Source organism: Arthrobacter sp. TmtSoilC48, assembly GCF_059739425.1.
In genome coordinates this window covers 1,794,514-1,819,810 of record NZ_AP046049.1, presented here as the reverse complement: position 1 = coordinate 1,819,810, position 25,297 = coordinate 1,794,514, and the positions used below count along the sequence as shown (strand labels likewise).

The 25,297-nt window shown below is 61.9% G+C and carries 21 protein-coding genes and 1 tRNA gene; 7 read left to right on the top strand and 15 right to left on the bottom strand.

Annotation, left to right across the window (positions count from 1 at the left end):
- Nucleotides 1-50: 50 nt before the first annotated feature.
- From rpsG to rpoB, 4 genes are all read right to left on the bottom strand, one after another.
- Complete coding sequence (gene rpsG, locus AC6I97_RS08595; protein WP_003803829.1) at nucleotides 51-521, bottom strand: 30S ribosomal protein S7; 471 nt, start codon at nucleotides 519-521, stop codon at nucleotides 51-53.
- Nucleotide 522: 1 nt separating this feature from the next.
- Complete coding sequence (rpsL, locus tag AC6I97_RS08590; protein WP_009358312.1) at nucleotides 523-897, bottom strand: 30S ribosomal protein S12; 375 nt, start codon at nucleotides 895-897, stop codon at nucleotides 523-525.
- Between the two features lie 354 nt (nucleotides 898-1,251).
- Nucleotides 1,252-5,151, bottom strand: a complete 3,900-nt coding sequence (locus AC6I97_RS08585) for a DNA-directed RNA polymerase subunit beta' (protein WP_224165000.1) — start codon at nucleotides 5,149-5,151, stop codon at nucleotides 1,252-1,254.
- A gap of 104 nt (nucleotides 5,152-5,255) precedes the next feature.
- Nucleotides 5,256-8,762 carry a DNA-directed RNA polymerase subunit beta gene (gene rpoB, locus AC6I97_RS08580; protein WP_223933989.1) on the bottom strand — a complete coding sequence of 1,169 codons (3,507 nt, stop codon included), beginning with the start codon at nucleotides 8,760-8,762 and terminating at the stop codon, nucleotides 5,256-5,258.
- A gap of 459 nt (nucleotides 8,763-9,221) precedes the next feature.
- Here rpoB and AC6I97_RS08575 point away from each other — a divergent pair, with 459 nt between their 5' ends.
- Both AC6I97_RS08575 and AC6I97_RS08570 read left to right on the top strand, forming a co-directional pair.
- Nucleotides 9,222-10,421, top strand: a complete 1,200-nt coding sequence (locus tag AC6I97_RS08575; protein ID WP_224088322.1) for an acetyl-CoA C-acetyltransferase — start codon at nucleotides 9,222-9,224, stop codon at nucleotides 10,419-10,421.
- 26 nt (nucleotides 10,422-10,447) lie between these two features.
- Nucleotides 10,448-10,915 carry an aminoacyl-tRNA deacylase gene (locus AC6I97_RS08570; RefSeq protein ID WP_497944680.1) on the top strand — a complete coding sequence of 156 codons (468 nt, stop codon included), beginning with the start codon at nucleotides 10,448-10,450 and terminating at the stop codon, nucleotides 10,913-10,915.
- A gap of 126 nt (nucleotides 10,916-11,041) precedes the next feature.
- Here the strand turns inward: AC6I97_RS08570 and rplL are convergent, their stop codons facing one another.
- The 9 genes from rplL to AC6I97_RS08525 all read right to left on the bottom strand — a co-directional run bounded on the left by rplL (nucleotide 11,042) and on the right by AC6I97_RS08525 (nucleotide 17,699).
- On the bottom strand, nucleotides 11,042-11,419 hold the full coding sequence (gene rplL / locus AC6I97_RS08565) for a 50S ribosomal protein L7/L12 (protein WP_223933995.1): 378 nt from the start codon (nucleotides 11,417-11,419) through the stop codon (nucleotides 11,042-11,044).
- 76 nt (nucleotides 11,420-11,495) lie between these two features.
- Nucleotides 11,496-12,086, bottom strand: a complete 591-nt coding sequence (gene rplJ, locus AC6I97_RS08560) for a 50S ribosomal protein L10 (protein ID WP_223933997.1) — start codon at nucleotides 12,084-12,086, stop codon at nucleotides 11,496-11,498.
- 326 nt (nucleotides 12,087-12,412) lie between these two features.
- Nucleotides 12,413-13,585 (bottom strand): GNAT family N-acetyltransferase, encoded by a 1,173-nt coding sequence (locus tag AC6I97_RS08555; RefSeq protein ID WP_497944679.1) that lies wholly within the window; start codon nucleotides 13,583-13,585, stop codon nucleotides 12,413-12,415.
- Complete coding sequence (locus AC6I97_RS08550; RefSeq protein WP_497944678.1) at nucleotides 13,564-14,676, bottom strand: GNAT family N-acetyltransferase; 1,113 nt, start codon at nucleotides 14,674-14,676, stop codon at nucleotides 13,564-13,566. Before AC6I97_RS08550 ends, AC6I97_RS08555 begins: the two co-directional genes overlap by 22 nt.
- Before the next feature lie 121 nt (nucleotides 14,677-14,797).
- Entirely contained in the window at nucleotides 14,798-15,505 is a 708-nt protein-coding gene (gene rplA, locus AC6I97_RS08545) for a 50S ribosomal protein L1 (RefSeq protein WP_216925076.1), read from the bottom strand.
- A gap of 227 nt (nucleotides 15,506-15,732) precedes the next feature.
- The gene (rplK, locus tag AC6I97_RS08540) at nucleotides 15,733-16,161 is read right to left on the bottom strand and encodes a 50S ribosomal protein L11 (protein WP_021474784.1); all 429 of its coding nucleotides are present in this window, start codon (nucleotides 16,159-16,161) and stop codon (nucleotides 15,733-15,735) included.
- A 130-nt stretch (nucleotides 16,162-16,291) separates the two neighbouring features.
- A complete protein-coding gene (gene nusG / locus AC6I97_RS08535; protein ID WP_309925774.1) occupies nucleotides 16,292-17,149 on the bottom strand; it encodes a transcription termination/antitermination protein NusG in 858 nt (285 codons plus the stop codon).
- A gap of 114 nt (nucleotides 17,150-17,263) precedes the next feature.
- Complete coding sequence (gene secE, locus AC6I97_RS08530) at nucleotides 17,264-17,545, bottom strand: preprotein translocase subunit SecE (RefSeq protein WP_216925074.1); 282 nt, start codon at nucleotides 17,543-17,545, stop codon at nucleotides 17,264-17,266.
- 81 nt (nucleotides 17,546-17,626) lie between these two features.
- Nucleotides 17,627-17,699: transfer RNA gene (locus AC6I97_RS08525), tRNA-Trp, on the bottom strand.
- A 256-nt stretch (nucleotides 17,700-17,955) separates the two neighbouring features.
- On the opposite strand from AC6I97_RS08525, the gene AC6I97_RS08520 reads away from it, so the two are divergent.
- The gene (locus AC6I97_RS08520) at nucleotides 17,956-19,185 is read left to right on the top strand and encodes a pyridoxal phosphate-dependent aminotransferase (RefSeq protein WP_224088330.1); all 1,230 of its coding nucleotides are present in this window, start codon (nucleotides 17,956-17,958) and stop codon (nucleotides 19,183-19,185) included.
- A 199-nt stretch (nucleotides 19,186-19,384) separates the two neighbouring features.
- Here AC6I97_RS08520 and AC6I97_RS08515 read toward each other — a convergent pair whose 3' ends face one another.
- Nucleotides 19,385-20,059: a LuxR C-terminal-related transcriptional regulator gene (locus tag AC6I97_RS08515; RefSeq protein ID WP_224088332.1), complete on the bottom strand. Its 675-nt coding sequence runs from the start codon at nucleotides 20,057-20,059 to the stop codon at nucleotides 19,385-19,387.
- Entirely contained in the window at nucleotides 20,059-21,645 is a 1,587-nt protein-coding gene (locus AC6I97_RS08510) for an ATP-binding protein (protein WP_497944677.1), read from the bottom strand. Before AC6I97_RS08510 ends, AC6I97_RS08515 begins: the two co-directional genes overlap by 1 nt.
- A gap of 125 nt (nucleotides 21,646-21,770) precedes the next feature.
- Here AC6I97_RS08510 and AC6I97_RS08505 point away from each other — a divergent pair, with 125 nt between their 5' ends.
- The 4 genes from AC6I97_RS08505 to AC6I97_RS08490 all read left to right on the top strand — a co-directional run bounded on the left by AC6I97_RS08505 (nucleotide 21,771) and on the right by AC6I97_RS08490 (nucleotide 25,288).
- Nucleotides 21,771-23,363 (top strand): PspC domain-containing protein, encoded by a 1,593-nt coding sequence (locus AC6I97_RS08505; RefSeq protein WP_497944676.1) that lies wholly within the window; start codon nucleotides 21,771-21,773, stop codon nucleotides 23,361-23,363.
- A gap of 1 nt (nucleotide 23,364) precedes the next feature.
- The gene (locus AC6I97_RS08500) at nucleotides 23,365-23,712 is read left to right on the top strand and encodes a hypothetical protein (protein ID WP_497944675.1); all 348 of its coding nucleotides are present in this window, start codon (nucleotides 23,365-23,367) and stop codon (nucleotides 23,710-23,712) included.
- Between the two features lie 94 nt (nucleotides 23,713-23,806).
- A complete protein-coding gene (locus AC6I97_RS08495; protein WP_224088338.1) occupies nucleotides 23,807-24,055 on the top strand; it encodes a PspC domain-containing protein in 249 nt (82 codons plus the stop codon).
- A 207-nt stretch (nucleotides 24,056-24,262) separates the two neighbouring features.
- A complete protein-coding gene (locus AC6I97_RS08490; protein ID WP_223934019.1) occupies nucleotides 24,263-25,288 on the top strand; it encodes an ATP-dependent 6-phosphofructokinase in 1,026 nt (341 codons plus the stop codon).
- Nucleotides 25,289-25,297: the final 9 nt, after the last annotated feature.

Here is a 25,297-nt window from a genome sequence, read left to right as displayed (position 1 = left end):
GACTACACGTTCGCCGCCGGCTCGGTTGAGCCGACGGCGCCCGGGAGGATTTACCAGCGGTAGTGTGCGAAGGCCTTGTTGGACTCGGCCATCTTGTGGGTGTCTTCGCGACGCTTGACAGCGGCACCGAGACCGTTCGAGGCATCCAGGATTTCGTTCTGGAGACGCTCGGTCATGGTCTTCTCGCGGCGGGCCTTGGAGTAGCCCACGAGCCAACGCAGGGCGAGGGCGGTGGAGCGACCCGGCTTGACCTCAACCGGAACCTGGTAGGTGGCGCCACCAACACGGCGTGAACGCACCTCGAGGGAAGGCTTGACGTTGTCCATGGCCTTCTTGAGGGCAGCAACGGGGTCGCCGCCGGACTTGGCACGTGCACCTTCGAGGGCGCCGTAAACGATGCGCTCTGCGGTGGACTTCTTGCCGTCAACCAGAACCTTGTTGATCAGCTGAGTGACCAACGGGGAGCCGTAAACGGGATCGGAAACTAGCGGCCGCTTCGGGGCCGGACCCTTGCGAGGCATATTACTTCTTCTCCATCTTTGCGCCGTAACGGCTGCGGGCCTGCTTGCGGTTCTTGACACCCTGGGTGTCGAGTGCGCCGCGGACGATCTTGTAGCGGACACCCGGAAGGTCCTTCACACGACCACCACGGACGAGCACGATGGAGTGCTCCTGGAGGTTGTGGCCAACGCCGGGGATGTAAGCGGTAACTTCAACGCCACCGTTGAGGCGCACACGTGCCACCTTACGAAGAGCCGAGTTCGGCTTCTTGGGGGTGGTGGTGTAGACGCGGGTGCAAACACCGCGGCGCATCGGGCTGCCCTTCAGCGCGGGAGCCTTGGTCTTGGAGACCTTAGGCGTGCGGCCCTTGCGGACCAGCTGGTTAATCGTAGGCACTTTCGTGTTCTCCGTTGTTTGATCTCTGCCCCCACACATAGGCGCCAGCCAGTGTAAACGTGGGAACTTTGGCGTTGCTCATGCGGCCGGCCGAAACATCCGGTAGGCGTGCAAAAGTGCGGCATTCGTTGCGCATGTTGCCCGCAACCCGGAAACAGGCTCCACCCAGCACCATGAGAACAAAACCAAAATGATGCTGCGGCGGCCTTCATCCACTGCCACACAGAACAATTACCAAAATTCTAGCACGGCTTGATCTGAGGCCTTAATCGGGTGTATGGCGTCCCGTTAACGGGATGGGCCCCGCACTCAAGAGTGCGGGGCCCATCCTTCAGCCATTAACTACTGCTGGTTTCAGCGGAAGTCGTTGCCGAGATCGTAGTCATCCAGCGGGATGGCGTGGAACTCGGGAGCACCGTCGCCGCCCAGGGCGTCATAGGAGAAGTCCGTGAAAGCGCTGGGGCCCGTGAACAGGCTTGCCTTTGCTTCCTCGGTCGGCTCAACCGTGACCTCCGTGTAACGGGGCAGGCCCGTACCGGCCGGGATGAGCTTACCGATGATGACGTTCTCCTTGAGGCCGAGCAGAGGATCGCTCTTGCCTTCCATGGCCGCCTGCGTCAGGACGCGGGTGGTTTCCTGGAAGGAAGCGGCCGACAGCCAGGACTCGGTTGCCAGGGACGCCTTGGTGATACCCATGAGTTCCGGACGACCCGAAGCCGGGGACTTGCCCTCGGACACGACGCGGCGGTTCTCGTCTTCGAAGCGGGAGCGCTCTGCAAGCTCACCAGGGAGCAGGTCGGAGTCGCCGGATTCGATGACGGTCACGCGCCGCAGCATCTGGCGGACGATAACCTCGACGTGCTTGTCGTGGATACCAATACCCTGGCTGCGGTAAACGCCCTGGACCTCGTCCACAAGGAACTTCTGTGCGGCACGGGGACCCATGATGCGCAGAACCTGCTTCGGGTCCACAGGACCGTTGATCAGCTTCTGGCCGACGCTGACGTGCTCGCCATCCTCGATGAGGAGACGGGAACGGCGCAGCACCGGGTAGGCAATCTCTTCGGAACCATCGTCCGGAGTGATGACCAGGCGCATCTGGCGCTCGGACTCTTCGATGGTGATGCGGCCGGCTGCTTCAGCAATCGGTGCGACACCCTTCGGAGTACGGGCTTCGAAGAGCTCCTGGATACGGGGCAGACCCTGGGTGATGTCGTCGCCACCACCGGCAGAAACGGCACCACCGGTGTGGAACGTACGCATGGTCAGCTGGGTACCGGGCTCGCCGATGGACTGTGCGGCAATGATGCCCACGGCCTCACCGATGTCCACGGTCTTGCCAGTTGCCAGCGAACGGCCGTAGCAGAGTGCACAGGTGCCGACCTTGGACTCACATGTGAGTACGGAACGGACCTTGACTTCAGTGATGCCTGCAGCCAGCAGCTGGTCGATAACGACGTCGCCGCAGTCGGTTCCACCGGCAGCCAGGACGTTGCCCTGGGCATCGACGACGTCGACGGCCAGCGTACGTGCGTAGGCGCTGTTCTCGACGTTCTCGTCCAGGACGAGCTCACCGTTGGAATCCGGCACGGCGATCGGCGTGAGCAGACCGCGTTCGGTACCGCAGTCCTCTTCGCGGACGATGACGTCCTGCGAAACGTCCACCAGACGACGGGTCAGGTAACCCGAGTTGGCGGTACGGAGAGCGGTATCGGCCAGACCCTTACGGGCACCGTGCGTGGCGATGAAGTATTCCAACACCGACAGGCCCTCGCGGTAGGAGGACTTGATCGGGCGTGGGATGATCTCACCCTTCGGGTTGGCCACAAGACCACGGATACCCGCGATCTGGCGAACCTGCATCCAGTTACCACGTGCGCCGGAGGACACCATGCGGTTGATGGTGTTCATCGGGGACAGGCTGTCACGCATCGCCTGGGCGATCTCGTTGGTGGCCTTGTTCCAGATCTCGATCAGTTCCTGGCGACGCTCGTCGTCGTCGATCAGGCCCTTGTCGTACTGGCCCTGGATCTTGGCAGCCATGTTCTCGTAACCAGCCAGGATGGCGGGCTTGGAGGTCGGCACCTCGATGTCGGAGATAGCCACGGTAACGCCCGAGCGGGTTGCCCAGTAGAAACCGGCATCCTTCAGGTTGTCCAGCGTGGCAGCCGTGACAACCTTCGGGTAGCGCTCAGCGAGGTCGTTGACGATCCGGGACAGTTCGCCCTTGTCGGCAACAGCCTCAACCCACGGGTAATCCTCAGGCAGCGTCTGGTTGAAGATGACCTGGCCCAGGGAGGTCTGGACGAGAGCAGGCTGACCCGGCTCCCAACCTTCCGGAGCTTCCCAACCGGCGTAAGGCACGAAGTTGTCCAGACGGATCTTGACCTGGGAGTTCAGGTGCAGATCACGGGCGTCGTACGCCATGATGGCTTCCGAAACCGAGGAGAAGATGCGGCCTTCGCCGGCAGAGCCGACGCGCTTGGTGGTCAGGTGGTACAGGCCGATGATCATATCCTGCGAAGGCAGGGTAACCGGGCGGCCATCGGACGGCTTCAGGATGTTGTTCGAGGACAGCATCAGGATGCGGGCTTCGGCTTGGGCTTCCGGGCTCAGCGGCAGGTGCACTGCCATCTGGTCGCCGTCGAAGTCAGCGTTGAAGGCGCCACAAACCAGCGGGTGAAGCTGGATTGCCTTGCCTTCCACAAGCTGCGGTTCGAAGGCCTGGATGCCGAGGCGGTGAAGGGTAGGTGCACGGTTGAGCAGCACCGGGTGTTCGGTGATGATCTCTTCCAGCACGTCCCAAACCTGCGGACGGTAACGCTCGACCATGCGCTTTGCCGACTTGATGTTCTGTGCGTGGTTGAGGTCAACCAGGCGCTTCATCACGAACGGCTTGAAGAGCTCCAGCGCCATCTGCTTGGGCAGACCACACTGGTGCAGCTTCAGCTGCGGGCCAACGACGATGACCGAACGGCCGGAGTAGTCGACGCGCTTGCCGAGCAGGTTCTGGCGGAAACGACCCTGCTTGCCCTTGAGCATGTCGCTCAGGGACTTCAGCGGACGGTTGCCCGGACCCGTGACGGGGCGGCCACGACGACCGTTGTCGAAGAGGCTGTCAACAGCTTCCTGAAGCATGCGCTTCTCGTTGTTGACGATGATCTCCGGAGCACCGAGGTCAAGCAGTCGCTTGAGTCGGTTGTTGCGGTTGATCACACGGCGGTAGAGGTCGTTGAGGTCGGAGGTCGCGAAGCGGCCACCATCCAGCTGGACCATCGGGCGCAGTTCCGGCGGGATCACCGGGACGGCGTCCAGAACCATGCCGAGGGGGCTGTTGTTGGTGGTCAGGAATGCGTTGACAACCTTCAGGCGCTTCAGGGCACGCGTCTTGCGCTGGCCCTTGCCGTTCTGGATGGTGTCGCGCAGCGACTCGGCTTCAGCCTGCATGTCAAAGGTCTCAAGGCGCTTCTTGATGGCCTCGGCACCCATGGAGCCTTCGAAGTACATGCCGTAGCGGTCACGCAGTTCGCGGTACAGGCCCTCGTCACCCTCAAGGTCAGCGACCTTGAGGTTCTTGAAGCGGTCCCAGACCTGCTCAAGGCGCTCGATATCGGCGTCGGCACGCTTGCGGACGTTCGCCATCTGGCGGTCTGCGGAGTCGCGGGCCTTCTTCTTGTCGGCAGCCTTGGCACCTTCACCTTCAAGACGGGCAAGCTCGTCTTCAAGGTCGCGGGCGATCGTAGCGATGTCGCTGTCGCGGTTGTCCACGAGCTGCTTCTTCTCGAGGTCGTGCTCGACCTGGAGGTTCGGCAGTTCAGCGTGGCGGTTTTCCGTGTCAACGCTGGTGATCATGTAGGCAGCGAAGTAGATGACCTTCTCAAGGTCCTTCGGAGCCAGGTCCAACAGGTAGCCCAAGCGCGAGGGAACGCCCTTGAAGTACCAGATGTGGGTTACAGGCGCAGCCAGTTCGATGTGGCCCATGCGCTCACGGCGCACCTTGGCGCGGGTGACTTCAACGCCACAACGCTCACAGATGATGCCCTTGAAGCGGACGCGCTTGTACTTGCCGCAGTAGCATTCCCAGTCGCGGGAAGGACCGAAGATCTTCTCGCAGAAAAGACCGTCCTTCTCAGGCTTGAGGGTGCGGTAGTTGATGGTTTCCGGCTTCTTGACCTCACCGTAAGACCAGCCACGGATGTCTTCCGCGGTGGCGAGGCCGATCTGCATGAGGCCGAAGGAGGATTCGCTGGACATATGGTCCCTGTTCTCTCTTGTTCTCTAAATTCTGAAGTCTTGGTTACGGGAAGAGGGAGCTGTCCCGGTGGGCAGCTAAGTACTGCTGCCCACCGGAACGGCTACTAGACCTCTTCTACGGAACTGGGCTCTGCACGAGACAGATCGATGCCCAGTTCTTCCGCAGCCGTGAAGACTGCGTCATCAGAGTCACGCATTTCGATCGTGGTTCCGTCGGTGGAAAGAACTTCCACGTTCAGGCACAACGACTGCATTTCCTTGATCAAGACCTTGAAGGACTCGGGAACGCCAGGCTCAGGGATGTTCTCGCCCTTGACGATGGCTTCGTAGACCTTCACACGACCATGGATGTCATCGGACTTGATCGTGAGGAGTTCCTGAAGCGTGTAGGCAGCGCCGTAAGCTTCGAGCGCCCACACTTCCATTTCACCGAAGCGCTGGCCACCGAACTGTGCCTTACCACCCAGCGGCTGCTGCGTGATCATGGAGTACGGGCCGGTGGAACGCGCGTGGATCTTGTCGTCCACCAGGTGGTGGAGCTTCAGGATGTACATGTAACCGACGGAGATCGGGTCCGGGAACGGCTCGCCGGAGCGGCCATCGAACAGACGGGTCTTGCCGGAGGAATCGATCAGGCGGTCGCCATCGCGGGTCACGTTGGTGGAGTCAAGCAGGCCCGTGATTTCTTCTTCGCGGGCGCCATCGAACACCGGGGTGGCAACGGTGGTCTGGCCGGTTTCACGGGGCAGGTTGGGCAGGTTCTTGACCCACTCCGGCTCGCCTTCGATCTTCCAACCGGTCTTCGCAACCCAACCGAGGTGGGTTTCCAGGACCTGGCCAACGTTCATACGACCCGGAACACCAAGCGGGTTCAGGACGATGTCCACCGGGGTACCGTCTGCAAGGAAGGGCATGTCCTCGATCGGAAGGATCTTGGAGATAACACCCTTGTTGCCGTGACGGCCGGCGAGCTTGTCGCCGTCGGTGATCTTGCGCTTGGCTGCAACATAGACGCGGACCAGCTGGTTCACGCCCGGGGGCAGTTCGTCGTCGTTGTCGCGGTCGAAGACGCGGACGCCGATGACCGTACCGGACTCGCCGTGGGGAACCTTCAGGGAGGTGTCGCGGACTTCGCGGGACTTCTCACCGAAGATGGCGCGGAGAAGACGCTCTTCCGGAGTCAGTTCGGTTTCACCCTTGGGTGTGACCTTTCCGACCAGGATGTCTCCTGCTTCAACCTCTGCACCGATGTGGATGATGCCGCGCTCGTCCAGGCCTGCCAGGACTTCCTCGGACACGTTGGGGATGTCACGGGTGATTTCCTCGGCACCAAGCTTGGTGTCGCGGGCATCGATCTCGTGCTCCTCGATGTGGATGGAGGAAAGAACGTCCTCAGCAACAATGCGCTGGGACAGGATGATGGCATCCTCGAAGTTGTGGCCTTCCCATGACATGAATGCCACGAGCAGGTTCTTACCGAGGGCGAGTTCACCCTGGTCCGTTGCGGGACCATCGGCGATGATGCCGCCGACTTCCAGGCGCTGGCCTTCGTTGACCAGGACACGGTGGTTGTAGCAGTTGCCCTGGTTGGAGCGGGCGAACTTGTTGATGCGGTAGTTGGTCTCCGTGCCGTCGTCGTTGATCATGACAACGAGCTCAGCGGAAACCTCGGTGACTACACCGGCCTTCTTCGCGATGACAACGTCACCGGCGTCGACTGCTGCTGCGCGCTCCATGCCGGTACCCACGAAAGGAGCCTCGGAACGGACCAGCGGCACAGCCTGGCGCTGCATGTTGGCACCCATGAGTGCACGGTTGGCATCGTCATGCTCGAGGAACGGGATCAGGGCGGTTGCCACGGACACCATCTGGCGCGGGGAAACGTCCATGAACTGAACTTCGGCAGCGGGAACCAGGACCGGCTCGCCTCCACCACCACGGGCACGGACAAGGACGGTCTCTTCCGAGAACTTCTTGTCAGCGTCCAGCGGAGCGTTGGCCTGTGCGATCAGGACTTCAGCTTCGTCGTCCGCGGTGAGGTACTGGACCTCGTCCGAGACCACGCCGTTGGAAACGAGGCGGTAAGGCGTCTCAATGAAACCGAACGGATTGATGCGGCCGTAGGAAGCCAGCGAACCGATCAGACCAATGTTCGGGCCTTCAGGGGTTTCGATGGGGCACATACGTCCGTAGTGGGACGGGTGAACGTCTCGAACTTCCATGCCTGCGCGGTCACGGGAAAGACCACCCGGGCCAAGAGCCGACAGGCGGCGCTTGTGGGTCAGACCCGAAAGCGGGTTGTTCTGGTCCATGAACTGCGACAGCTGGGAGGTTCCGAAGAACTCCTTGATGGCAGCGACAACCGGGCGGATGTTGATCAGCGTCTGCGGCGTGATGGCCTCGACGTCCTGCGTGGTCATGCGTTCGCGAACAACACGCTCCATGCGGGAAAGGCCGGTGCGGACCTGGTTTTCGATCAGTTCGCCAACGGCGCGGATGCGACGGTTGCCGAAGTGGTCTATGTCATCGATCTCGACGCGGAGCTCGTGGTCTTCGCCATCGCGCTTGCCCATGAGGGTCTTCTCGCCGGCGTGCAGCGCAACGAGGAACTTGATCATGGCGACGATGTCTTCGACGTGCAGTACCGAAGCTTCCTTGTCACCAAGGGAGCGGTCGATGCCGAGCTTGCGGTTGATCTTGTAACGGCCAACCTTGGCGAGGTCATAACGCTTGGCGTTGAAGTACAGGTTGTCCAGCAGGGACTGGGCAGCCTCGACGGTGGGCGGCTCGCCCGGACGCAGCTTGCGGTAGATGTCCAGAAGCGCGTCTTCGCGGGTTTCGGTGGCGTCCTTCTCCAGCGTTGCACGCATGGAGTCGTACTGGCCGAACTCTTCCAGGATCTGGCCTTCGGTCCAACCGAGGGCCTTCAGCAGAACGGTGACCGACTGCTTGCGCTTGCGGTCGAGGCGGACGCCGACCTGGTCGCGCTTGTCGATTTCGAGTTCGAACCATGCACCGCGGGACGGGATGATCTTCGCAGTGAAGATGTCCTTGTCACTGGTCTTGTCCGCAGTGCGCTCGAAGTAGGCGCCCGGCGAGCGGACCAGCTGGGAGACAACGACACGCTCGGTGCCGTTGACGACGAACGTTCCCTTTTCAGTCATGAGGGGGAAGTCGCCCATGAACACGGTCTGCTGCTTGATTTCGCCCGTGTTGTTGTTCATGAACTCGGCCTTGACATACAGCGGTGCCGAGTAAGTGGCGTCACGGTCTTTGCATTCGGCCATGGTGTACTTCGGATCAGCGAACTCCGGCTCGGAGAAGCTCAGGGACATAGTGCCCTGGAAGTCCTCGATGGGGGAGATCTCTTCGAAGATGTCGGCAAGTCCGGAGGTGGTGGCGACGCTGAGGTCGCCCTCCTCGACAGCCTTCGCTACCCGCGCCTGCCAGCGTTCGTTTCCGACGAGCCAGTCAAAGCTGTCCGTCTGCAGGGCGAGAAGATTCGGAACATCAAGGGGTTCGTGAATCTTTGCGAATGAGAGGCGGCGAGTGGCACCATCGGTGCTTGCCGTGTTAGCGGTTTCGTTATTAGAGGTGCTCGAGGCGACCAAGAGGGATCCTTCCACAGACCTTCAGGCGTTTTCAGATCTCCCCCGTTTGCATGATGCAGAGTGCTCCGCAGCATACTTATTCCGGTTCCGCTATATGACCCGGACCCAGTCCGCACATGGCAGTGCACGTTGTGAACGGCACGTCAATGTCGCAGCTGAGAGGTAAAGCCCACCGCTATATGAAGGCTGAAGGTTAACAGGGAAGACGCAAATATCTACGATACGGCAAAGTAGCCTTCCTGTCTACCCCAGATTGTCCGTGAATGCAAGCACTGTTGCCGCAGGCACCTATGCGCGGTCCACGGACCTTGCCCGGAGCATCTGGCGGACCAAGGCACCGGGCCCGTCGTGAAATCTCCCGGCATGGAATCCAGCGACAGGTACGAGCGTTGAAAAGGATAGGCTGGCGCACGCAGCGCGATAGCCTTGGCTACACCACCACGGATCGGAAGAGAGACCATGAACAACTCCGCTGACGACAATGACGTTGTCATCCTTGCCGCTTCCCGTACCCCACAGGGTCGGCTGAATGGGCAGCTTGCCGGATTCACCGCCGTCGACCTCGGCGCCCACGCCATCAGCGCCGCACTGGCGGCCAGCGGCGTAAAAGCCGAACAAGTGGACGCCGTCATCATGGGACAGGTGCTGCAAGCGGGCGCTGGCCAGAATCCTGCACGGCAGAGCGCTATCGCGGCAGGCGTTGGCTGGAACATCCCTGCCGTCACCATCAACAAGGTTTGCCTCTCCGGCCTCACGGCTGTCATTGATGCCGCCCGGATGATCCGCAGCGGGGACGCCACCGTAGTTGTGGCCGGCGGCCAGGAATCGATGACGCGCGCCCCGCACCTGCTCCCCGGTTCCCGGCAGGGTTGGACCTACGGCGCGATCCAGGCGTTGGACGTTGCCGCCCATGATGGACTCACGGATGCGTTCGATGGCCAGTCCATGGGCTTGTCCACAGAAACCAAGAACGTAACGCTGGGCATTGACCGCCGTGCGCAGGACGAAGTTGCTGCGGCTTCCCACCAGCGCGCTGCTGCCGCAATCGCTGAGGGAATTTTCGACGTCGAAATCGCTCCCGTGAGCGTGAAGCAGCGCAAGGGGGATCCGGTAACCCTCACCTCGGACGAGGGCGTTCGTCCGAACACGACCCTGGAAACCCTTGCCCCTTTGAAGGCCGCCTTCGCCACGGACGGCACCATTACCGCCGGCAACTCCTCTCCCCTGTCCGACGGCGCCTCCGCACTCGTGCTGACAAGTCGCCGCTTTGCCACGGACAACGGGCTGGAATACCTTGCGGTCGTAGGCAAACCCGGCCAGGTGGCCGGCCCGGACAACTCACTGCACTCCCAGCCATCCAACGCTATTTCGCAAGCATTGAAGCGGGCCGGATGGACTGCCGAGGACCTGGACTTCATCGAGATTAACGAAGCCTTCGGCTCTGTGGCGGTCCAATCATTGAAGGACTTGAGCTACCCGCTGGAGAAGTGCAACATCCACGGTGGCGCAATCGCGCTCGGGCATCCGATCGGTGCTTCCGGCGCCCGGCTGGCCCTGCACGCGGCCCACGAACTCAAGCGCAGGGGAACCGGCAAGGCTGCTGTATCCCTCTGTGGCGGCGGTGGCCAGGGCGAAGCTCTCCTGCTGTACCGCGATTAATGGCACAGGACGTGGTGGAACCTCAAATGAACGGGGCCGAACGGTTCCTGTCCGACGCCGCCGCGCGCGGACTGGACGTGGACGTCGTCGAGCGCCCTGCCGCCAAAAGCCTTGAGGAGGCCGCAGGCATCCTCGGGATCAGTCCCGGGGACATCGTGAAGTCGCTCGTGGTCAAGCATCGCGACGGCAGCTTCCTCTTCGCGCTGATCCCCGGCGACCGGCAGATCTCCTGGCCCAAGTTGCGGGCATTGGTGGGCGTCAACAAGCTCTCGCTGCCGCACGCCGATGTTGCCCTGGCCGCAACCGGCTATGAGCGCGGGACCATCACTCCCCTGGGAAGTACCACGCCCTGGCCAGTGTATGCGGATGCCACTATCACCGGACGCCGCATCTCGATGGGTGCCGGAGCCCATGGCAGGAGTGCATTCGTGGACGCGGACGCCCTCACGTCCGCGCTCAATGCCATCGTTGCGGACATCAGCGAACCCGCTTAAGGCAACGCGGGGTCACTTACGGCCGGTAATTCCCCATGGGATGGGCCGTAAGTGACCCCGCGTTGCTTGTTTAAAGCAGGAAGCCCCGCCCGGCGAACCGGACGGGGCTTCCACAAGCAAGACGAGTTACTTGAGGGTAACCGTTGCGCCAGCTTCTTCGAGCTGAGCCTTTGCCTTCTCTGCGGCTTCCTTGGTGGCGCCTTCGAGAACAGCCTTCGGTGCGCTGTCAACCAGGTCCTTGGCTTCCTTGAGGCCGAGGGAAGTGATGGCGCGAACTTCCTTGATCACTGCGATCTTCTTGTCGCCAGCAGCTTCGAGGATGACGTCGAAGTCAGTCTTCTCTTCAGCAGCTTCAGCAGCACCGCCAGCGGCGGGGCCGGCAACTGCAACAGCAGCAGCCGTAACTTCGAAGGTCTCTTCGAAGAGCTTGACGAACTCGGAGAGCTCGATGATGGTCAGTTCCTTGAAAGCTTCAATGAGCTCTTCGTTGCTGAGCTTCGCCATGGTGGCGTCCTTCCATTAGTTGGTGCAGATCCGGGCAAAGCCGATCCATGCACCTGAGTTTGATTGGGGGGAGAACTTAGTTCTCTTCGGTTGCGGCTTCAGCGGCTTCGGCCGGAGCCGCAACCTCTTCAGCAGCAGCCTCTTCAGCCGGGGCTTCTTCAGCGGCCGGTGCAGGTGCGCCGCCCTCTTCTTCAAGCTTGAGGCGCAGAGCGTCAATGATGCGGGCAGCAGCGGAAGCAGGAGCCTTAAGGACACCAGCAACACGTGCAAGCTGCAGTTCGCGGGACTCGAGGGCTGCCAGTGCGGCAACACCCTGTGCATCCAATGCCTTGCCTTCGAAGTAACCGGTCTTGATAACCAGCTGCTTGTTGGCCTTGGCAAAGTCCGTCAGGCTCTTGGCAGCAGCAACAGCGTCACCCTTGATAAAGGCGATTGCAGTGGGGCCTGCAAGCTGGTCGTTGAATGCTTCAACTCCGGCTTCCTTGGCCGCAATGGCACTCAGGGTGTTCTTGACGACCGAGAACTTGGTGTCCTGGCCGAGCGCAACACGCAGTTCCTTGAGCTGTGCAACAGTGAGCCCGCGGTATTCGGTCAGGACAGCCGCGTTCGATTCCTTGAAATCGTTGGTGATCTCTGCAACTGCGGAGACCTTGCTAGGCGTTGTCATAACCCTCCTTCCGGGGAATAAAGCCGGTCTTCCGGGTCCCCGCTCACGAGAGCTAAAACTAAAAACGCCCCGCGCAGATGCACGGGGCTTGGCTCAACACAGTTTGCACTGCGGAGACTTGCTTCGTTCACCTGCGCCGGCCGCCCTATGTTCAGGGTCCTTCGTCAAGGAATGCACTTTGTTCTCAGGGGCGTCGCTGCAGAATTGAGCTGCGCTCGAAAGAGTGGATTCCCATCAACCGACGGTCTTTGGTACTTCAAGGTTACGGGAGACCGATCAGCAAACCAAATCGACGTCGCGCTCCCCCCCGTGGGATGCCTGGCTGGCTACTCCGACGACGTGACCTTCGGCCCCCGATCGGGAAGCTCCTTTTGCCAGAGCCCGGTGACTCCCGCCGTCGTAAATCCCAATTGCTTGTTCACGGTCAGGAGGTACCGGTTTTCCGGTGCGTTCCAGGTGTAAATGACCCGGGCATCAGGAAATTGCTCGCTGAGCCTTTCCATGTTTGCCACCTTGATCAGCAGGCCCAACTTGTTGCCGCGGTGTTCCTGCAGGACCAAAGTATCGTCCTGGAAAACAACGTCCTGACGGTGCGCGAGGACGCTGATGGTGGTCAATCCGGCCAGCCGCCCGCTCTCAATATGCTCGACGGCGGTAACCACCGTGCGCCGGCCCTGCGCCAATGCGGCGTCTTCGGTTTCGCGTAAAACCGCGGCGTCGAAGACCATGCCGGTAACCTCAACAGCGGAGTCTTCTTCCTCGCCGTCCTCACCGTGGACAACCTCCCCCGCGGCGTTTTCCAGCTCAGCCACGGCCTCCAACCAAGCCTCAGGGCACCGGTCAGTCCAATGGTGCAGCCTGTAGCGGTCAGCGTTCGCTTCCTCGGCCTCTGCTTGAAGATCCGCAACCAGCTTGGAATCCAGCGGCAGCACGCAGGAACTGAATTGCTCGATGTGCTGAAGGGTGTAACCGGCCCGCTGGGCAAAGTCCACTTCCCTGCTGCTGACAGGAACGAAGCCCGGGCCGCTGCCGGGAATCAACTGGTCTTCAGGTATCTCGGTGAGCGAAGTTGCCGGGTGGTTCGTGTCCACCAAAACCATGGTGCGGCCCTCAGAACGTGCCAACTGCTCTGCGGCCTCCAGGAGTTGACGTCCAACTCCCTGGCTCTGATACTCCGGGAGAATATCCAGGGTGAACTCCGCAAGGTCCATGTTGTCCGCGAGCGGCAGCGCAATGTCCACTGTTCCCACGATGACCCCGTCCACCTTGGCTACCAGGATGATCTGGCGCTCATAGGGGTCGGAGAACTCAAGCAGCTTCTCCAGGGGTGTGTAAGCCAGGTCATCGCTGCCCCAGGTCTGCATCCGGACCCGTCGCGCCACTTCCACGGCGTCCAGGAAATCCCTTGCCTTGGGGCTGTCCAGATTGTCCGGCACCCATAGCTGCTCGACAACAACGGTCTTCGCCTCGTGTACAGTCATCCCAGCCGTTTCTGCCATTCGCCTTCAAAACCGGAAGGCTTGAATCCAAGGGCGATATTTATGGCCAGCATATGCCGGTTTTCATTGGCGTTCCATGTCATGACGCCTGTGGCGTCCGGCCAAAGACTTTCTGCCCTCCGAAGATTGGCGATTTTGACCAGCATGCCAAGGCCGTGTCCCCGGTGGCCGGGAGCCACCAGCGTGTCTTCCTGGCTGACGACCGCCGGCAGCGCCTCACGGTGGGTCAGGACCGTATAGGCCGCCAGCTCCCCGCTCGGGCGGTGCCGGGCAGCAGCCACAACCGAGTCCATGCCACTTGCCCGCCACGTGGATTCCTCACGCCGAACCCGCACGGCGTCCCACTCTTCGCCTTCCCACCCCAGACCGGCAATGGGCACCTCCGTGCTCATGAGGCTCTTGAGCCTGGCAAAACTGTCCACGAGTTCGTCCGGGCATTCGTTCATCCAACCGACGATGTTGTACTCAGTTGCCCGGCGCAGCGCCTCGACTTCGAGTTCAACCAGGTGCGCCTCATCAACCGGCAGAGTCAAGATGCTGCTGGTTTCGACCTGTTCCAGGGAATAGCCATGGTGCACGGCAAAGCGGGTCGATGCCGCGTTCAGGGGCACGCCACCCGTGCCGGACTTTGCCTCCAACAGCGCCTCGCCCGCAATAACAGGCCCGATTGGCTCGCCGCAGTATCCGTCAAGGGAAGTACGGTTCCGCTCCACTGCCGCCTTTTCGAGAACTTCAAGGATCATCGTCCCGATGCCGCGCCGCCGGAAAGCTGCGTCAACGACGACGTCCACACCCGCCGTCGTCGTGTTCTCGCTCAACGGCAGGGTCAGCGATCCGCTGCCCACCATAATGCCGTCCAAGCGGGCCAGGTAGACGTGCCGCTCCTCGTATTCGTTGCCCTGCCAGAACATGAACGACTCGGCCAATGTGGCCGAATGGTCCAGGTTTCCCCACAAAGCAAGCTCATGGGCGATGCGTAACGCATGGAAGGCTTTGAAGTCCGTTGAGGCAGTGGCCTCCGGACCGTGCGGAACAGGAAGCCTTTCTATGGTGAGCCCGCCGTTGGCGGAAAAGTTCGACGACGACGCCACGCCCCACAGCCTACGGCCGCTTGGGGTGGCAAACAAGTCACGGCCAGCCTGCACGAACCCATGAAAAAGGGACCGCCCGGCAATGCCGGACGGTCCCTCTCAGAGTTTGAACTCGCGAAGCTTACGCCTCGGTGAGAACCTTGGTGACGTTCGGGTCAACGGTGATGCCCGGACCGAACGTGGTTGCAACCGTAGCCTTCTGGATGTAGCGGCCCTTGGAAGCGGACGGCTTCAAACGAAGCACCTCTTCCAGTGCAGCTGCGTAGTTCTCAGCCAGCTTCTGGGCGTCGAAGGACACCTTGCCGATGATGAAGTGCAGGTTCGAGTGCTTGTCGACGCGGAAGTCGATCTTGCCGCCCTTGATGTCGTTGACAGCCTTGGTGACATCCGGGGTAACCGTACCGGTCTTCGGGTTCGGCATGAGGTTACGCGGGCCGAGGACCTTACCGAGGCGGCCAACCTTACCCATGAGGTCAGGGGTTGCCACGGCGGCGTCGAAGTCGGTCCAGCCGGCTGCGATCTTTTCGATCAGGTCATCAGAACCAACGAAGTCGGCGCCGGCAGCAATTGCTGCCTCAGCCTTGTCGCCGGTTGCGAAAACGAGGACGCGGGCGGTCTTACCGGTGCCGTGCGGCAGGTTGACGGTGCCACGGACCATCTGGTCGGCCTTACGCGGGTCAACGCCCAGACGGAAAGCGACCTCAACGGTTGCGTCGAACTTGGAAGGGTTGGTGTCCTTCGCGAGGGTGATTGCCTCGAACGGGGCGTAGACCTTGTCTGCCTCGATCTTGGCTACGGCTGCCTCATATGCTTTGCTGCGCTTTGCCATGCTGCTTATTTCTCCTTGTGCAGTTGTGGTCTGCGGACCGCGCTGGGCCCTGCCACAAGTCGTGGATCCGGCAAGGATCCTGCGACATTTTAATGTTTCAGATGCCGGTTGCCCGGCGGGTGAAGGCTGAAATTAGCCCTCTGCTGCGTCTATTTGTCGAAAGTCTCCGGGACTCACTTCCGGCGAGTGCTTCGTTCCTCAGCCCGCACCGTCCGTGCATTCCTCGACTATTCGACGGTGATACCCATGGAACGGGCGGTACCAGCGATGATCTTGGCAGCAGCCGCGATGTCGTTGGCGTTCAGGTCTTCCATCTTGGTGGAAGCAATCTCTTCGACCTGGGCCTGGGTCAGCTTGGCAACCTTGACGGTGTGCGGGGTAGCCGAACCCTTGGCAACGCCTGCAGCCTTCTTGATGAGCTCTGCAGCCGGCGGGGTCTTGGTGATGAAGGTGAAGGAACGGTCTTCGTAGACCGTGATTTCAACCGGGATAACGTTTCCGCGCTGGGATTCCGTTGCAGCGTTGTACGCCTTGCAGAATTCCATGATGTTGACACCGTGCTGGCCAAGCGCAGGACCGATCGGCGGAGCCGGGTTAGCGGCACCTGCCTGGATCTGCAGCTTGATGAGGCCGGTGACCTTCTTCTTGGGAGCCAATGTAGGGTCCTTCTCTCAATAGCTTCCTGGGACACAGGAGCGCGTCCCAGGTTTGTGGCCGCCATGGCAAGGCGGCCGGCCGCTTCCGAACCGCAAAGCAGGCGGAACGGGAGCGAAATCTTGGAATCAGCTAGATCTTGGTGACCTGGTTGAATGCGAGCGTAACCGGGGTTTCGCGCTCGAAGATCGAGACCAGGACCACGAGGGTCTGGGACTCGGGCTTGATCTCGGAGATCGTTGCCGGAAGGGTCTCGAACGGGCCTTCCTTGACGATGACGGACTCGCCGACCTCGAAGTCGACAGCCACGGGAGCCTGGCTCTGCTTGTTGACCGGCTTGCCCTTCTCGGCCTGCTCTTCTTCGAAGACCGGGGCGAGCATGGAGAAGACCTCGTCAAGGCGCAGCGGGACCGGGTTGTGGGCGTTGCCAACGAAGCCAGTGACGCCGGGGGTGTGGCGAACGGCGCCCCAGGAAGCGTCGGTCAGGTCCATGCGGACCAGGACGTAACCGGGGATGCGGACGCGGTTGATTACCTTGCGCTGCGCGTTCTTGATCTCGACGACTTCTTCCATCGGGACCTGGATTTCGAAGATGTAATCTTCCATGTCCAGCGTCTGGATGCGGGTCTCGAGGTTGGCCTTCACGCGGTTTTCGTAACCGGCGTAGGAGTGGATGACGTACCAGTCACCCTCCTGGCGGCGAAGCTTGGCCTTGAATTCCTCAGCCGGATCCGCGGGCGCTGCAGCGGCAGCGGCTTCCAGCGAGACATCCGCAGCGTCGACGTCGGACTCGTCGTCAGAGTCGGACTCGTCATCAGACTCAGCGTCTACGTCGGACTCGAAATCCTCTTCGGAATCATCGACGTCGGCAGATTCGGGCGCAGCAGAGTCAGCCTCCGACTCTTCCGCAGCCTCAGCCGCGGCGTCGTCCGTGCTTTCAGCGGGCCCATCCAGCTCAGCCTCGTTTACCTCAAGCTCCTGCTCAGACACTTGGTCTCCTGCTTCCTCATTGCCTAACATGCCTATTTAAATGGCTCAATTCCGCAAACCCCACAAAATTCCTGAGTTACCAAGGAATTTCGCGCGGTTTGCGGACAGATCCGCTCAGCGGTCCGTAGCGCCTGACCCACCGAAGACCCAGCTCACTCCCGTGCCGAACGCAAGGTCCAGCAGGGTGACGATGAGCATCATGATGGCTACGAACACCAGCACCACGACCGTGTAATTGATCAGTTCCTTGCGGGTCGGGGCAACGACCTTCTTCAATTCGCCGATAACCTGGCGGATGAAGAGTGCAATTCGGGCAAAGAAGCCGGCATCGGCTTTCTTGGCAGGACGGCCCTTTGAGCTGCTAGCAGCCGTTTCGGTCACCTGGTCCTCACTCACCTTGCAAAGTCGTTTGACCCGGCTCTGATCAGAGCCATGGTTGCTGCGCTTGCCCCGGCGTTTCCGCCGGAACAGCTTGCGCAGGGCAGACAGGACTCGAACCTGCAACCTGCGGTTTTGGAGACCGCTGCGCTACCAATTGCGCCACTACCCTATGGATCGAATCCATGTTTCAGGCCGCACTTCAGCCTGTGGTGCTTTTCAACACCGGTGAACCAGTCTACGCAAGAACTTCGCGATAGTCGAACCGGACTAATTTCGGGCCTTCCGGCCGCTTATGAATCAATGTGAGCAGCATTATCAGTCACATTGTCCAGCAGGCGCCCGGGAGCTCCGCAGAACAGCATAAGGTAGTTTACGTCGAATCCCATCATCCAGCCCACGAGCTGCCTGCGAAGAACGGTACATAGATGTCTGCCGGAACACCTGCCGCCCGCATTTCACAACGAATCTCCGCTATTGCCGAGTCCGCCACCCTTGCCGTTGACGCCAAGGCCAAGGCACTGAAGGCCGCGGGGCGCCCCGTGATCGGTTTCGGAGCCGGCGAACCCGATTTCCCCACCCCGGATTACATCGTCAAGGCAGCAATCGAGGCTGCTGCCCAGCCGAAGTACCACCGCTACTCCCCCGCTGCCGGGCTTCCCGAGCTGAAGAAGGCCATCGCCGATAAAACCCTCCGGGACTCCGGCTACAAAGTGGACCCGTCGCAGGTCCTGGTGACCAACGGCGGCAAGCAGGCTGTCTACAACACCTTCGCCACCTTGGTTGACCCGGGCGACGAAGTCATCATCCCCACGCCCTTCTGGACCACTTATCCGGAGGCCATCCGTCTCGCGGGGGGCGTTCCGGTGGAGGTATTCGCCGGACCCGAGCAGGGCTACCTCGTGACCATCGAGCAGCTTGAAGCCGCTGTCACGGACAAGACCAAGATCCTGCTGTTCGTGTCCCCGTCCAACCCGACCGGCGCTGTATACAGCCCGGAGCAGGTTGCGGAGATCGGCAAGTGGGCCGCTTCCAAGGGCCTGTGGGTTGTCACCGACGAAATCTACGAGCACCTGACCTATGACGGCGTGAAGTTCACCTCCATCGCCACCGCAGCACCGGAGCTTGGCGACAAAGTTGTCATCCTCAACGGCGTGGCCAAGACCTACGCCATGACAGGCTGGCGCGTGGGCTGGATGATCGGCCCGGCCGACGTCATCAAGGCTGCCACCAACCTGCAGTCGCACGCGACATCCAACGTTTCGAACATCATGCAGGTCGCGGCCGCCGCTGCCCTCACGGGTCCGTTGACCGCCGTCGACGAAATGAAGGTCGCGTTCGACCGCCGCCGCAAGGCGATCGTGGCCGGCCTGAACGCGATTGACGGCGTGGAATGCCCGACGCCGACCGGCGCCTTCTACGTGTACGCGGACGTCCGCGGTCTGCTGGGTAAGGAATTCGAAACTTCCAACGGCCCGGTCCGCCCTACGACATCCGCGGAACTCGCCACGTTGATCCTCGACGAGGTTGAAGTAGCGATCGTTCCCGGCGAGGCATTCGGCCCGTCAGGCTATGTTCGCCTGTCCTACGCACTTGGCGACGACGATCTCGCCGAGGGCGTCCGCCGGATCCAGGAATTCCTGGGCAAGGCGAAATAGCTTATGGCCCGGTAGCGCTTCGACGTTGCCGGTTGAATGCTCCCGCACCAATGTTTGTTGGTGCGGGAGCATTTCCGTTTAAGCGGCGGGATCTGAGAGAGCATCCGTCAAAAGGGCGACGGAACTGAGAGAGCATCCGTCAAAAGAGCGACGGATCTGAGAGAGGATCGGTCAAAAGGGCGACGGATGTGGGAGAGGATCAGAGGAGGCGGCGCTCGGCGGCCCACTTGGTGAGTTCGTGGCGGCTGGAGAGCTGCAGTTTCCGGAGCACGGCGGACACGTGCGTCTCCACGGTCTTGATGGAAATGAACAGCTCCTTGGCCACTTCCTTGTAGCTGTATCCGCGCGCGATGAGCCGCATGACTTCCAGCTCACGCGCCGAGAGACGGTCCAATTCGTCGTCCGCGATGTCTGCTGGCGCCGTACCGAAGGCGTCCAGGACGAAGCCAGCGAGGCGCGGCGAGAAGACGGCGTCGCCGTCCGCCACGCGGATCACGGCATCGGAAATACCGGCACCGGAAATCGTCTTGGTGACATAGCCGCGGGCACCGGCCCTGATCACTGCCACGACGTCCTCGGCTGCGTCTGAAACACTCAGTGCCAGGAAGCTGGTGGTGCCCAGGAGCGCGGCAGACCCTGCGATGACCTCGCGCCCTCCGCCGCCAAGGCCACCGGGAAGGTGCACGTCCAGCAGGACAACTTCAGGCCGGGTTTCCGCAATGACAGCAATGGCCTCCTCAACCGTGCCTGCCTCGCCCACGACGTCCATGCGGTGATCGAGATCCGCCTTCAGCCCGGAACGGAAGATCGTGTGGTCATCGACGATCACCACCCGTACACTGCGCGGCTCACCGCTTTGGGAGGTGTTGTTCATTACCGTGGTTCTCCATTCCGTACTTCGCCGCTGTGCACATCTCCGAAGCGCGTATCCCCGGAGCGCACGTCTCCAGTGCGCACGTCTCCAGTGCGCGTATCGCCACCATCGGCGTTTATCGAGGGGAGGGCCAGCCGGACTTCGGTTCCGTCCCTGCTGCTGTTGATCGTGGCCGTGCCTCCGTGACGCTTCATGCGGCCGATGATTGATTCCTTGACTCCCAGCCTGTCATCGGGGACGGACTCAAGGTCAAATCCCGGACCGCGGTCCTTGATGAAGACCTCGGTGTTTCCTGCTGTGCTCTCCATGTAGACGGATACCGTTCCCCCGCCGTGCCGGGCAGCATTGAGCATGGCTTCCCTGGCTGCCTGGACCAGGGCTTCGTGCCTGTCAGTCATATCGGCGTCGCCCACGGTAACCACCTCCACGGCCTGGCCGTGGGCATCCTCCACTTCGGCGGCTACGGCTTTGATCCGCTCGGCCAGCAGTCCGGCATTCTTGGCGGCATCAGTGAAGAGCCAGGACCGAAGTTCACGTTCCTGGGCCCTCGCCAGCCGGACAACGTCTTGCTCAGAGCTTGCCCTGCGCTGGATCAGCGCAAGGGTCTGCAACACCGAATCGTGCAGGTGGGCTGCGATCTCCGCGCGCTCGGTTTCCCGTACACGTCCCGCCCGTTCAGTCTCGAGGTCCTTCCAGAACTTCAGTCCCCACGGCAGCAGGACCAGTGCAACGCCACCCAGCACAGCAACGGACGCCAGGAGCGCCAGCCAGGTCTGCTCCCAGGATCCCGATCCGGACACCATGACCAGGACACCGGCAACTACCAATGCAAGGCCGGCGGCCAAGCGGACCCAGCCACCAGCCTGGTCGGCCTTGGTCTTGTCCACCAAACCGGCCCTGCGCGTCTCGTCGAGTTGCATCCATGCGATTGCAGCGCCGCCCAGGATGGCAGCTGCCGGAATCAGTGTTCCCAAGGGCACATCGACGCCGAACTGGCGGGCAATCAGGATCACAGCGACCAGAAGCAGGCCGGCTCCGAGCAGGATCTCCTTGCCATACTGGATTCTTCGAAAGTTGAACCGGGAGACCGGTGATGCGGGGCCTCCGGATTCGGCCGAGCCGCCGGCAGGAGCCGCCGTGCTGCCGCTGGTTGCCCCACCAGACAGTTGTTCACCAAGCGGTGGGCTACCGAGCGGTGGGCTGGCAAACTGTGGACCAAAGGCACCCGCGGCGTCGGGTCCGGGCAGGTTTCCACCCACCGCTGGAGAGCCGGCCACCGGCGGTGCGGGTCCGGCGTCGGGCGCTTTTGGTATGGACTCAGTGGCAGGCGGAAGGCTGACTGCGGGAGCAATAGGCGACGCCGGGCGCCGGGCATTGCGGCGCGCGGCCTCATCAGCGGTGGGAACCATGGTCCACAGCCAGGCGTAGAAGGCCAGCCCCGCTCCCCCGGCGAAGCAGGCAAGGATCATGCCCAGCCGGACGTACTTCACGGGCCAGCCCAAATGGTCGGCAAGTCCGCTGCAGACGCCGGCGATCATGCGGTCGCTGCTGCGGACCAGCGGCGGGCGTTGTACAGCGGTTGTCATGTACCAATCCAAACACGGATCAGGGTTGCCCGGACCTGAAACCGGCCTGATTCGGGGGTCCCTCAGGGATCATTCAGGGTATCCCCCAGTAGAGGGCAGGGTACCCGGGACGGGAGGATCGAGGTATGAACGCGAACAGCATGAACCCAGAGGAATCCGGAACGCCTGGCGACGCCGGCACACCCAATCCTGGCGACGCCGGCACATCCGGTCCTGGCGCCAACACCGGCACATCCGCCGGCGCCCCGGGGGAACCGTCCCCCCACGCCTATCCTTCATCCGAAACCGGTCCCGGTGCACCCCGCACTGCACCACAGCCCCGCACCGAGCCCCAACCCCGCACTGCACCCCAGCAGAACTTCTTCGACTGGATCCGCAGCCAGGGCGTCCGCCGTGGGCCGGACCGCTGGATCGGTGGCGTCTCCAGCGGAGTGGCGCACCGGTTCGGCATCGACCCCCTGATTGTCCGGGGGATCTTCATCGTCCTGGCACTCTTTGCCGGCATTGGCGTCCTCCTTTACGGCCTGGCGTGGGCCTTGCTGCCTGAACCGGACGGCCGCATCCACGTTCAGGAAGCAGCCGCCGGGCGTTGGTCAGGTGGCATGACAGGAGCGTTAATCACCACGATCATCGGTCTGCCTGGCCTGGGCCGCGGGTTCTGGGGCTGGGGCTGGAACGGCCTTCCCGGCCTGTTGTGGACGCTGTTCTGGGTGGGCGGCGTCATCTACCTCATCTACTACCTGGTGCAGCGCAACAAGGGATCGAAGGTGGGCCAGCCCATGAACCAACAGAACTTTGCAAGCACTTCTTACGGAGTGGCTACTGCCTACGGAGCGCCCACGGCATACGGAGCGCCAACAGCAACCGGGACAAACACTGATACCGGCATGAACACAGCTGCCGGCACCAACAGCGGTGTTCCGGTCTACGGCCAAGGCCAGCCAGGCACCAAACCCCAGGGTTATGGGGCTGGCTCCTACGAGCCATCAGGCCCGCGGCCGCCCTTCGGCCCCACTCCGCCCCAGGGCGGACAGCCTTTTGGCGGCCAGCCGCACAACGGTGAATCCAAACCGCCCCGCGCAAGGCGCAGGGGTCCCGGGGCAGCGATAGTTGCCGTCACCGCGGGTGTGGCACTGCTGGTTGGGGGTACCTTGAAAGCGCTGGACGCCGGCAACATCATCGAGCTCGGCCACTCAGCCAACGCCGTGGTGTGGGCCGCGGGCGCAGCGGTCCTGGGTTTGGGCATCCTCATTGCGGGGTTGCGGGGACGAACCTCCGGTTTCCTCGGTTTCCTGGCGGTAGTGGCCTTGATCATCGGTGGGATCTTCAACGTCGTCCCAAGGAATGGCGATCGCTTCACCTTCCATGACGTGGACTGGGCACCACTGAGCATCGAGCAGGCCCGGCAGGGGGTCGACGTCACTGGCGGCAAGGGAACAGTGAACCTGGACGACCTGGCCCTGACGGCTCCGCTGACCACCGAAATCGTGGTCCCCGTGGACGCGACCTTCAGCAACGTCACCGTCATCATCCCGGACGACGTACCCGTTGAGGTCAGGGCCGATATGACCTTCGGCAACCTCAACGAACACGGCTCGGACCGCGGGGGCCGCCTCCAGGACGAGCGTTCGGTCTACAACGCCGAAAAGCCCGGAGCCAACCTCGTGGTGGAGATCGATGGCACTTTCAGCAACGTGACCATCCAGGAAGGAAACTGACATGAGCACGAACGAGTCAAGCAACGCACGTGAAGCAGCGGAATCGAATGAGCCCGCACCCGCACCGCGGCTCCAGCCAATACCGCTCACGCCACCGCTTGAGCCCAGCTATCGGGTGGAACCGGCCATCGACGACGAACCGCAGCAGGCGCGGATCGGCACCGTGGTGTGGGGATTGATTGTGATTGCCCTGGCCGCTTTGTTGGCAATCTCCACCCTTGGTTGGGTGGTGCTGGACGGCACGTATGTGCTGATCGGCCTCATGATCGGCGCAGGCGCAGCCTTGGTCATCGGAGGAGTCCTCGCCGCCCGCAAGAGTGCTGGTAAAACCAAGAGCCCCGCAAGGTAACCGCCAACCCATCCGGACAGGTACCAACGTGACAGGTACCAACGTGACAAGCAACCAGCGTGACAAAGCCACCACAACAAGGAAGTCTGTAGCCATGGACAAGTTCTTCAGCATCGTCAGGGGCTTCGGCCTGAAGCGTGGACCCCAGCGCTGGTTGGGTGGTGTCTGCGGTGGGATCGCTGCGAAGCTCAGGGTGGACGTGGCATACGTCCGCGTCGCTTTCCTGCTCTTCTGCCTCTTGCCCGGGCCGGCTGCAGTGTTCTATATCCTCGCTTGGCTCATCCTGCCGGACCAGAAGAACAGGATCGTGCTGGAGTCGTTCATCAGCCAGCGTTCCCGTTAGGGTCACAACGATCAACGACTTCGACGCCAGCGACACAAAGCGCCCCGCCGCTGCGGGGCGCTTTCGTTGTTTTCAGGGAGATTTCCAATACCGCACGGCCGGGGTCGAAAGTAACCATTTGTGTCCCACCCCACATCCACGTCTACAATCGTTGGGAGCTCAGCGTGGCGCTCTACACGTATTCCTCCAAGCCATGAGTGAGCAAACATGAAAATTGGCATTCTTACCAGCGGTGGCGACTGCCCCGGACTCAACGCAGTAATCCGGGGAGCGGTCCTGAAGGGGATCGCAATCCACGGCCAGGAGTTCGTGGGTTTCAAGGACGGCTGGCGCGGCGTTGTGGAAGGTGATGTCATCGACATCCCCCGCACCTTGGTCCGCGGTATCGCCAAGCAGGGTGGCACCATCCTGGGCACCTCCCGCACCAACCCCTTCGAGAACGGCGGCGGACCGGACGTCATCAAGGCCCACATGGAACGCCTGGGCATTGACGCCATCATCGCTATTGGTGGCGAAGGCACGCTGGCGGCGGCAAAACGGCTCACCGACGCCGGACTGAAAATTGTTGGTGTTCCCAAGACCGTGGACAACGACCTCGACGCAACCGACTACACCTTCGGTTTCGATACAGCGGTTGAAATCGCCACCGAAGCAATCGACCGCCTCCGCACCACAGGTGAGTCCCACCACCGCTGCATGATCGCCGAGGTCATGGGCCGCCACGTAGGCTGGATCGCGCTGCACGCCGGAATGGCCGCTGGTGCACACGCCATCCTCATCCCGGAACAGACGGTCAGCATCGAGCAGATTACCGAGTGGGTCCAGGAGGCCCACGACCGCGGTCGCGCGCCCCTGGTGGTGGTAGCTGAGGGCTTCGTTCCGGACCACATGGAATCTCCCCACTCCGAGCGCGGACTGGACACTTTCGGCCGGCCCCGCCTGGGCGGAATCGCGGACCAGCTCGCCCCGGAAATCGAAGCACGCACGGGCATAGAGACCCGCGCCACCATTCTTGGCCACATCCAGCGTGGCGGCGTACCAACTGCCTATGACCGCGTTCTGGCAACCCGTCTGGGCATGGCAGCTATCGATTCGGTGGTGGAGGGACGTTGGGGCACCATGGTCGCCCTGAAGGGGACGGACATCTCCCACGTTGGTTTCGAAGAAGCACTGGGCAAGCTCAAGACCGTTCCGCAGCACCGCTACGACGAAGCGAGTGTGTTGTTCGGCTAGGCTGAATCC

Bases quoted from the DNA above. Each gene is read 5' to 3' on its own strand.
- AC6I97_RS08505 (WP_497944676.1), top strand. From the start codon at position 21,771: ATGAACGCGAACAGCATGAACCCAGAGGAATCCGGAACGCCTGGCGAC.
- AC6I97_RS08575 (WP_224088322.1), top strand. From the start codon at position 9,222: ATGAACAACTCCGCTGACGACAATGACGTTGTCATCCTTGCCGCTTCC.
- rplL (WP_223933995.1), bottom strand. From the start codon at position 11,419: ATGGCGAAGCTCAGCAACGAAGAGCTCATTGAAGCTTTCAAGGAACTG.
- AC6I97_RS08555 (WP_497944679.1), bottom strand. From the start codon at position 13,585: ATGGCAGAAACGGCTGGGATGACTGTACACGAGGCGAAGACCGTTGTT.
- AC6I97_RS08490 (WP_223934019.1), top strand. From the start codon at position 24,263: ATGAAAATTGGCATTCTTACCAGCGGTGGCGACTGCCCCGGACTCAAC.
- AC6I97_RS08510 (WP_497944677.1), bottom strand. From the start codon at position 21,645: ATGACAACCGCTGTACAACGCCCGCCGCTGGTCCGCAGCAGCGACCGC.
- rplJ (WP_223933997.1), bottom strand. From the start codon at position 12,086: ATGACAACGCCTAGCAAGGTCTCCGCAGTTGCAGAGATCACCAACGAT.
- AC6I97_RS08495 (WP_224088338.1), top strand. From the start codon at position 23,807: ATGGACAAGTTCTTCAGCATCGTCAGGGGCTTCGGCCTGAAGCGTGGA.
- AC6I97_RS08570 (WP_497944680.1), top strand. From the start codon at position 10,448: ATGAACGGGGCCGAACGGTTCCTGTCCGACGCCGCCGCGCGCGGACTG.
- AC6I97_RS08585 (WP_224165000.1), bottom strand. From the start codon at position 5,151: ATGTCCAGCGAATCCTCCTTCGGCCTCATGCAGATCGGCCTCGCCACC.
- rplA (WP_216925076.1), bottom strand. From the start codon at position 15,505: ATGGCAAAGCGCAGCAAAGCATATGAGGCAGCCGTAGCCAAGATCGAG.
- AC6I97_RS08515 (WP_224088332.1), bottom strand. From the start codon at position 20,059: ATGAACAACACCTCCCAAAGCGGTGAGCCGCGCAGTGTACGGGTGGTG.
- AC6I97_RS08520 (WP_224088330.1), top strand. From the start codon at position 17,956: ATGTCTGCCGGAACACCTGCCGCCCGCATTTCACAACGAATCTCCGCT.
- rpsG (WP_003803829.1), bottom strand. From the start codon at position 521: ATGCCTCGCAAGGGTCCGGCCCCGAAGCGGCCGCTAGTTTCCGATCCC.
- AC6I97_RS08500 (WP_497944675.1), top strand. From the start codon at position 23,365: ATGAGCACGAACGAGTCAAGCAACGCACGTGAAGCAGCGGAATCGAAT.